Here is an 8417-nt window from a genome sequence, read left to right as displayed (position 1 = left end):
GCGGAACCAATAGCGGCCGTTACCGCAGCAACGGATATGTACTCAAACCTCACGCCCCCCCAAGGCCGAGCTGTTGCCTGACCAACACTTCCCACACACATTGTCGTTTTCAGCAATCCCCCAACCCTCCAATCCCCCCTGTTTACAGGCCCAAAAACCCGGCATGCCTTGTGCAATGACCCAGTTCCCGGACTTTAGGCCTGACCCATCATGCAAGAACCCGCCCCTTACCCGCGACGATCCAGCCCGTTGCTCCTTATCGGCACCGCCACACTCTGCGGCCTGCTCCTGGGCTGTGGCCAAGGCAGCTCCACCGTCACACGCAGTGACCAGCCGGTAAAGGGCGGCACCCTCGTGTACGCCACCGACCGCGAACCCACCTGCCTCGACCCCCACGTGGCCGGCGACATGCCCCAGGTGTTCGTCGCCCAGCAGTACCTCGACTCCCTGGTCTCGATGGACGCCGACGGCCGCATCGGCCCCTGGCTCGCCAAGACCTGGGAAGTCTCCCCCGACGGCCTGACCTACACCTTCCACCTGCGCAACGACGTGCACTTCACCGACGGCACCCCGTTCAACGCCGCGGCGGTCAAGGCCAACCTCGACCACATGGCCAACCCCAAGACCCAGTCCAGCACCGCAGGCGGCTACATCCGCCAATACCGCAGCACCGACGTGCTCGACGAATACACCGCAGTGGTGCACCTGGCCACGCCGTACGCGGCCTTTCTTGAAGTCCTCGCCCAAGGCTTCCTCGGCATCGAGTCCCCCACCGCACTGCTGCGCTCGCGCGATGTGAACTGCGAAAGCCCGGTCGGCAGCGGCCCGTTCAAGGTCGTGCGCTGGGACCGGCAAAGCCAGGTCGAGCTGGTGCGCAACCCCGACTACAACTGGGCGCCACCCACCGCCAAGCACCAGGGCCCGGCCTGGCTCGACCGGATCGTCTGGAAGTTCATCCAGGAACCTTCCGTGCGCTTCGCCTCGTTGCAGGCTGGCGAGGTCGACGTGATCGAAGCCTTGCCCCCCGAATCCCACGAGGCCGCTCGACGCAACCCGGACCTGACCCTGGTGATCGCCCAACGCCCCGGCAACCCCACCAACGGCACGCTGAACATTACCCGTGCGCCGTTCGATGACGTGCGAGTGCGCGAAGCCTTTGTGCGCAGTTCCGACATCGAGGGCGCGTTGAAGAGCGTGTACTTCAACGAATTCCCCCGCGCCGGCGGGCCGCTGAGCCCAGCCACGCGCTTCTACAGCCCGGAGTTCCAGCACGCCCAGGATTACGACCCGGCCCGGGCTGCGCAGTTACTCGACCAGTCCGGCTGGACCCAGCGCGACAGCGAGGGCTACCGCACCAAGGACGGCAAGCGCCTGCAAGTTCACGTGGTGATGGGCAACCGCACGCCACCGTCGGAATACACCTTGTGGGAACAGGTGCAGGCCACCACCCGGCAGGTCGGCTTCGAGCTGATCGTCGACCAGATGAGTGACGTACAGGCCACCAAACGCCAGGCCGACTGGGACTACGACATTCGCCTCGGCTACTGGAACACCAACACCGCCGACGTGCTGCGGATCATCTTCGGCAGTGAGTTCATCAGCCCGGCGGGTGTCGGTGGTTACCACCAGAACACCGCAGGCTTCAGTGACCCGGCGTTCGACACGCTGATCCGGCAAGCCCTCACCACCCAGGACAGCGAGCAGCGCCGGGCGCTGTATTACCAGGCGCAGAAAATCGCTTCCAGCCAGTACCTGCAATTGACCACCTACCCGCAAAGCACGCGGCTGGGTATCTACAAGACCACCCAGGGCGTGCGGCTGGAGCCGTCGCTGGCGGTGACTTATCTCTATGACGCATGGGTGAACAAATGAGCGACACATCACTTGCCAACCCACGGCGCGAGCGCCTGGCCCGGCTCGGCAAACGTGCGCTGTGGCGCCTTGCCGGCGGCGTGCTGGTGCTCTGGGCGGTGGCCACGCTGACGTTCTTTGCCTTGCGCCTGATGCCCGGCGACCCGGTGCAGGCGATCCTCGGCGGCCCGAGCGGCAACCCCACCCCCGAGACCATCGCCGAAGCCACCCGCGAGTACGGCCTCGACAAACCATTGGCGGTGCAATACGCGTTGTACCTCGGGCGACTGGTGCAGGGTGACCTGGGGGTTTCCTATTCCCAGCACCTGCCGGTGACCCGAGTGCTCGCCGAGCAATCCTGGCCGACCCTGGAGCTGACCCTGACCTCGCTCGCCCTGGCCTGGGTCCTGGTGCTGGCGCTGACGGTGCTGACCGCCGGCCGGCGACGCTGGGTTGCCAGCCTGGCCTCGTTGGCCGAAACCCTGGCCGCCGCGCTGCCGCACTTCTGGCTGGGGATTCTGCTGCTGGCGGTGTTTGCGTTCGGCCTGCGGCTGTTCCCGCCGGCAGGCAGTGATGGCTGGCGCACCCTGGTGTTGCCGTCGTTCGCCCTGGCGATTCCGCTGGCCGGGTTTATCGCCCAGGTCACCCGCGAATCCCTGGATTTGACCCTCGACCAACCCTTCATCCTGACCGCCCGCACCCGTGGCCTGAGTGACTTCAACGTGCGCTTCAAACACGCGTTGCGCCACGCCGTGTTGCCGGGCATCTCGCTGTCGGGCTGGGCCATCGGCGCGCTGATCAGCGGTGCCGTGGTGATCGAAGTGATTTTTTCCCGCAAGGGCCTCGGCCGCCAGTTGTACCAGGCGGTGCAGGCCCAGGACCTGCCGCTGACCATCGGCATCAGCCTGGTGGTCGCCGCCGGTTACGTGCTCGCCAATATTCTGGTCGACCTGCTGTACCTGTGGGTCGACCCTCGCCAACAGGAGCTTCCAGCATGAGTGGCCTGACCCTGGAAACACCGCTGCCCGCGCTGCGGATTCAGCGCACCACTCGCACGCTGCGCCTCGGCCCGCTGTTGGCGATTACCTTTCTGTTGCTGGTGATCGTCGCGGCGCTGGTGCCGCAGTTGTTCGCCTACAGCGACCCGCTGGCCATCGTGCCCCGCGATGCGTTTCATTCGCCGAGCCTGGCCCACTGGTTCGGCACCGATCAGTCGGGGCGGGATATTTTTTCGCGGGTGATCCATGGCACCCGCCAGTCGTTGTTCATCGGCCTGGCAGCCACGGCGATTGCGATGACAATCGCCATTGTGCTTGGCCTGTTGGGCGGGCTGGGCGGCGCGCGGATGGACCGCGGCGTGGGTTGGTTGCTGGAAGTGCTGTTTGCGTTTCCGAGCCTGATCCTGGCGCTGTTGTTCGTGGCGATTTTCGGCAGCGGCATCGGCCCGCTGATCGTCGCCACCGGGCTGGGCAGTGCACCGGGTTATGCGCGGATGGTCCGTGGCCAGGTGCTGGCGGTGCGCAACGCGGGCTATATCGAAGCCGCCCGGGCCCTCGGGCATCCGCCGCTGCGCATCATCCTGCGCCAGTTGCTGCCGAACGCCATGCGCCCGTTGATCGTGACCCTGACCATGGGCGTGGGCCAGGCGATTGTCTGGGCGTCGGCCCTGAGTTTTCTCGGCCTGGGCGCCCGTCCGCCGGCACCGGAGTGGGGGACCATGTTGTCCATGGGCCGCGACTTCATCGCCAACGCCTGGTGGCTGACGTTCTTCCCCGGGCTGTTCATCGTATTGACCACGCTGTCGACCACGGTCACTGGCCGTTACCTGCAACAACGCCTGGAGGGCCGTCTTTCATGAGCGACCAGAAACGCTTGATCGTTGAAGGGCTGTCCATCGAGTTTGCCGGGCAGTCGGTGGTGCGCAATCTGTCTTTCACCCTGGAGCCTGGCAAGACCCTGGCGCTGGTGGGCGAATCCGGCTCCGGTAAAAGCGTCACCGCCCGCAGCCTGATTGGCCTGGCGGGTGCGGGCGCGAAGGTTACGGCGCGCACCTTGAGCTATGACGGTGTGGATTTGCTCAGCCTGTCGGAACGCGGCTGGCGTCGTTTGCGTGGCAATGGCATCGGCTTCGTGTTGCAGGATGCACTGGTGTCCCTCGACCCGTTGCGGCCGGTGGGCAAGGAAATTCTCGAAGTGCTGGAGACCCATCGCTGGGGCGACCGTCGCAGCCGTGGCGAACGCGTCATTGAACTGCTGGAACTGGTGGGCGTACCCGAACCGCAACTGCGTGCGCGCCAGCGCCCCGATCAACTCTCCGGCGGCCTGCGCCAGCGTGCGCTGATTGCCAGCGCACTCGCATTGAACCCCGGCCTGGTCATCGCCGATGAACCGACCACGGCGCTGGATGCCACGGTGCAGGCGCAGATTCTGCAGGTGTTGCAGCAGATCAAGGCCCGTGGCGATTCGCTGCTGATCATCAGCCATGACCTGGCAGTGGTCGCGCAATTGGCGGATGAGGTGCTGGTGCTGCGCCACGGCGAAGTGGTGGAGCAGGGGCCGATGGATCAGGTGCTGCTCAACCCGCGCCACGCCTACACCCGCTCGCTGCTGGATGCGGTGCCCGCCGAACATGCCCGTGGCACACGCCTGTCGCCGGAGCGCAGCAACGCTGTGGCGCAACCACGGCCGGGCGCGGATTCGCCGGTGTTGCTCAAGGCCTCCGGGCTGGGCAAGCGGTATGTCGGCCCCGATCAACAGTCGCGCCAGGTGGTGGATAACGTCAGCTTCGAGCTGCGCGCCGGTCGCACCCTGGGCATCGTCGGTGAATCCGGCTCCGGCAAAACCACCGTGGCACGCATCGCCCTCGGCTTGCTGCAACCGGATGCCGGTGAGGTGCGTTTTCTCGACCAGCCATGGGCCGCGGCAGGTACCGAGCGGGTCGAGGAAAAGACCCGCCGCGTGCATCGCCGGGATATCAGCGTGATCTATCAGGACCCGCTGAGTTCGTTCGACCCGCGCTGGACGGTGGGGCAGATCCTCAGTGATGCGCTGGACGTTGCCGGTATCGACGCCGAGCAACAGGCGGCCCGCGTGACACAGTTGCTCGACCAGGTACGCCTGGCGCCGCAATTGGCCGAGCGCCGACCGTTGCAACTGTCGGGCGGGCAGCGCCAGCGCGTGGCGATTGCCCGGGCGATTGCCAGCAACCCCAAAGTGATTATCTGCGACGAGCCGGTGTCGGCGCTGGACGTGTCGGTGCAGGCCCAGGTCCTGGATCTGCTGGCCGACCTGCAAGCCTCGCTGGGCCTGGCCTACCTGTTTATCTCCCACGACCTGGGGGTGATTCGCCACGTCAGCGACGAAGTGTTGGTGATGCGCCACGGCCAGGTGGTGGAAAGCGCCAGCGTCGAGACGTTGTTTGAATCGCCCCAGCACGAATACACCCGGCGCCTGCTGGGCGCGGTGCCACGCCTGCCAGGCAGCGGCAAGCAGTTGGTGGTGCCGGCCCTGGAGCCGGAAAACCCCGGCTGGCTGTTTGATGAATCGCGCCTGTGGAAAATCGCCATCTAGACCTGAATCAAGGAAGTGCCATGAGCAAGTTGTCTGCTGTACCCACGCCGCCGGTTGTAACGGTGGCCGAACTGAACGCCCGCGCCGACCGCATCCTGCCGCAGATTGCCGCCGGCGCTGCGCAACGTGAGCGTGACCGCCAACTGCCGTATGAGGCCGTGGCGCAGATCGCCCAGGCCGGGTTGTTTACCGTGCGGATTCCCAAGCGGTTTGGCGGCGCCGGTGGTTCGGTCAAGGACGTGATTGCCTTGCTGATTCGCATCGCCTCGGCCGACTCCAACGTGGCCCAGGCGCTGCGCCCCGGTTTCGGGTTTGTCGAAGGCCTGCTGGCGTCCCGCGCCGAGGGGGCGGAGGAGGAGCGCGAGCGCTGGTTCGGGCGCTACCTGCAAGGCGCCGTGATCGGCAATGCCGGCTGGGAAGTCGGCGGTGCCAACGGTTCGATCAGTGCGCGCATCGTGCGTGACGGCGAGCACTTTCGCGCTTGCGGCAGCAAGTACTACAGCACCGGTTCGTTGTATGCCGATTGGGTCAGCGCCGTCGCCCTGGACGAGAATGACCAGCCCGTGTCGTTCATCCTGCCCCGCGACCGCCAGGGCTTGGAGTTGCTGGATGATTTCGACGCCATGGGCCAGCGCCTGACCGCCAGTGGCACCACCCATCTGCATGATGTGCAGGTGTTGGCCAGCGAGATCCGCACCCGCACCGTCGAGGAAGGCAAGCGCACGATTGTCACGCCGTTCCTGCAAGTGTTCCTCGCGGCGGTGCAGGCCGGTATTGCGCGTAATGCGCTGAATGATGCGGTGACCTTTGCCAAGGAGCATGCGCGGCCGATCAAGCACAGCAGCGCCACGCGCTCGGTGGATGACCCGTACGTGGAACTGAGCGTGGGCGACGTTTCAGCCCGGGCTTTTACCGCCGAAGCGGTGGTGTTGCACGCGGCGGACTCCATTGACCGCGCCTGGGCTGCGGATCTTGATGCGGTGGCCGTCGACCAGGCGGCAGTGGACGTGGCCCAGGCGCAATACATCGCGGCGGAGTCGGCGCTCAAGGCCGCCGAGCTGGTGTTCGACGTGGGTGGCGCTTCCACCACCGGCCGCGCGCATAACCTGGACCGGCACTGGCGCAACGCGCGCACCGTGGCCAACCACAATCCCCGGCACTGGAAAGCCGCAGCCGTGGGCGCCTGGCAACTCAAGGGCACGCCGCCTCCGACATCGGGGCTGTTTTGAACAAAGCCCTCGACCTTTCACACCCCTTGGGCGAGGTGGGCACCGGGCATGCGCGCCGGGTGCCGATGATCATCGGCTGTGCGCTGTTCATGGAACTGATCGACGCCACGGCGGTGCTCACGGCGCTGCCGCAGATGGCCCAGGATTTCGGCGAGCCCAGCGTGCGCATGAACCTGGTGGTGTCGCTGTACCTGCTGGCGGTGGCGCTGTTCGTGCCGGTCAGCGGCTGGGCGGCCGACCGGTTCGGGCCGCGTCGGGTGTTTATCAGCGCCATCGTGCTGTTCACCCTCGCGTCGGTGGCCTGTGCCTGCTCGGGCTCGCTGTTGCAACTGTCCCTGGCGCGGTTGGCCCAGGGTGCCTCGGGGGCGATGATGGTGCCGGTGGGGCAGGTGATCCTGCTGCGCTGGTCGGCGCGGGAAAACCTGCTGCGTGCCATGTCGTACCTGACGGTGGCGGCGCTGGTGGGGCCGCTGCTGGGCCCACCGTTGGGCGGGCTGTTGGTGACTGTGCTGTCGTGGCATTGGATCTTCCTGATCAACCTGCCGATCGGCGTGCTTGGGGTGATCCTGGTGCTGCGCTATATCCCGGACTATTCCGGGACACCCGGCCAGCCATTGGACGTTCCCGGCCTGTTGCTCAGCGGCGTGGCATTGGGCGGGCTGGTGTTCGGTTTCGAGGTGCTGGGCCACGGCCTGTTGCCGCGCCAGTGGGCGTTGCTGCTGATTGGCGGCGGGCTGTTGAGTGCCTGGCTGTATGTCCTGCATGCACGGCGGACGGCGCACCCGTTGATCGATTTTTCATTGTTGAAAATCCCGACCTTCGCGGTGAGCTTCTGGGGCGGCAACCTGATGCGCATCGGTAGCGCGTCACAGCCGTTTTTGCTGGTGTTGCTGTTCCAGCTGTGTTTCGGGCTTAACCCGTTACAGGCCGGGCTGCTGAGCGTTGCCGGTGGCGTGGGTGCGTTGCTGATGAAAATGCTGGCGGTGCGGATTGTCAGCCGCTTCGGTTTCCGGCGCACCTTGATCGGCAACGCGGTGCTCACCGGTGCAACCATCCTGGCGTGCAGCCTGTTCGAGGTATCAACGCCTTATTGGATTGTAATACTGGTGTTATTTGGCAGCGGGATCATTCGCTCGCTGCAATTCAGCACCCTGGGGGCGTTGACCTATGCCGACGTGCCACCGGAGCAATCCAGCCGCGCCAGCAGCCTGTCGGCGATGACCATTCAGTTGACGTTGAGTTTATCGGTGGGCATCGCGGCGGGGCTGCTCGGCTTGATCATGGCCGTGCGCGGGCATGCCACGGTCGAGCAGAGTGATATCGCCTGGATCATGGCGGGTGCCGGATTGCTGTGCGCCTTGTCGGGGCTGGTTTATCGCAGGCTGTCGCCCCAGGCGGGCTCGGCGATTTATGCAAAACGCGCAGAGGGAATTGGATGATTCGGGCAGCACGTATCGAGGACGCAGGTGATATTGCCTGGGTGCATATTCGCAGTTGGCAGCAGGCTTATCGTGAACTGATGCCGGCGGATTACCTGGCTTCGCTGGAGGCGACACAGCCTCGGCGTGAAGCCTTTTGGCGGCAGTCGATTGAGCAGGGGAGCGAAGCTGTGTTTGTCGCGCAGGTCGAGGGGCGTGTGGTGGGCTGGATTGTTGTCAGCTCGAGTCGTGATGAGGATGCTGATCCAGGCGTAACCGGTGAAGTGCAGGCGGTGTATGTGCTGGCCGAGCATTGGGGAACGGGGGTGGGCAGGGCGCTGTGGCTCAG

Annotated in this window: 7 protein-coding genes; all 7 read left to right on the top strand. The window is 65.6% G+C overall.

Annotated elements, in window-relative coordinates; genetic code table 11:
- Nucleotides 1–210 precede the first annotated feature (210 nt).
- Entirely contained in the window at nt 211–1872 is a 1662-nt protein-coding gene (locus tag HX786_RS31340) for an ABC transporter substrate-binding protein (protein ID WP_023659005.1), read from the top strand.
- Nucleotides 1869–2849, top strand: a complete 981-nt coding sequence (locus HX786_RS31335; RefSeq protein WP_003219850.1) for an ABC transporter permease — start codon at nt 1869–1871, stop codon at nt 2847–2849. Before HX786_RS31340 ends, HX786_RS31335 begins: the two co-directional genes overlap by 4 nt.
- Nucleotides 2846–3709: an ABC transporter permease gene (locus tag HX786_RS31330; protein ID WP_178913073.1), complete on the top strand. Its 864-nt coding sequence runs from the start codon at nt 2846–2848 to the stop codon at nt 3707–3709. The genes HX786_RS31335 and HX786_RS31330 overlap by 4 nt, the downstream gene beginning before the upstream one ends.
- Nucleotides 3706–5421 (top strand): ABC transporter ATP-binding protein, encoded by a 1716-nt coding sequence (locus HX786_RS31325; RefSeq protein ID WP_178904135.1) that lies wholly within the window; start codon nt 3706–3708, stop codon nt 5419–5421. The genes HX786_RS31330 and HX786_RS31325 overlap by 4 nt, the downstream gene beginning before the upstream one ends.
- Before the next feature lie 20 nt (nt 5422–5441).
- On the top strand, nt 5442–6650 hold the full coding sequence (locus HX786_RS31320) for an acyl-CoA dehydrogenase family protein (RefSeq protein WP_008431174.1): 1209 nt from the start codon (nt 5442–5444) through the stop codon (nt 6648–6650).
- Nucleotides 6647–8089, top strand: coding sequence for an MFS transporter (locus tag HX786_RS31315; protein WP_178913072.1), 1443 nt, complete (start codon nt 6647–6649; stop codon nt 8087–8089). Before HX786_RS31320 ends, HX786_RS31315 begins: the two co-directional genes overlap by 4 nt.
- On the top strand, nt 8086–8417 hold a 332-nt coding region (locus tag HX786_RS31310), incomplete at its 3' end, for a GNAT family N-acetyltransferase (RefSeq protein ID WP_178913071.1). The genes HX786_RS31315 and HX786_RS31310, both read left to right, overlap by 4 nt.

The organism is Pseudomonas sp. 21615526, assembly GCF_013386245.1.
In the GTDB taxonomy this organism is placed as follows: domain Bacteria; phylum Pseudomonadota; class Gammaproteobacteria; order Pseudomonadales; family Pseudomonadaceae; genus Aquipseudomonas.
This window is presented reverse-complemented; position numbering and strand designations above follow the sequence as displayed.

Coding starts and splice junctions, on each gene's coding strand:
- HX786_RS31320 (WP_008431174.1), top strand. CDS start 5,442: ATGAGCAAGTTGTCTGCTGTACCCACGCCGCCGGTTGTAACGGTGGCC.
- HX786_RS31325 (WP_178904135.1), top strand. CDS start 3,706: ATGAGCGACCAGAAACGCTTGATCGTTGAAGGGCTGTCCATCGAGTTT.
- HX786_RS31335 (WP_003219850.1), top strand. CDS start 1,869: ATGAGCGACACATCACTTGCCAACCCACGGCGCGAGCGCCTGGCCCGG.
- HX786_RS31340 (WP_023659005.1), top strand. CDS start 211: ATGCAAGAACCCGCCCCTTACCCGCGACGATCCAGCCCGTTGCTCCTT.
- HX786_RS31330 (WP_178913073.1), top strand. CDS start 2,846: ATGAGTGGCCTGACCCTGGAAACACCGCTGCCCGCGCTGCGGATTCAG.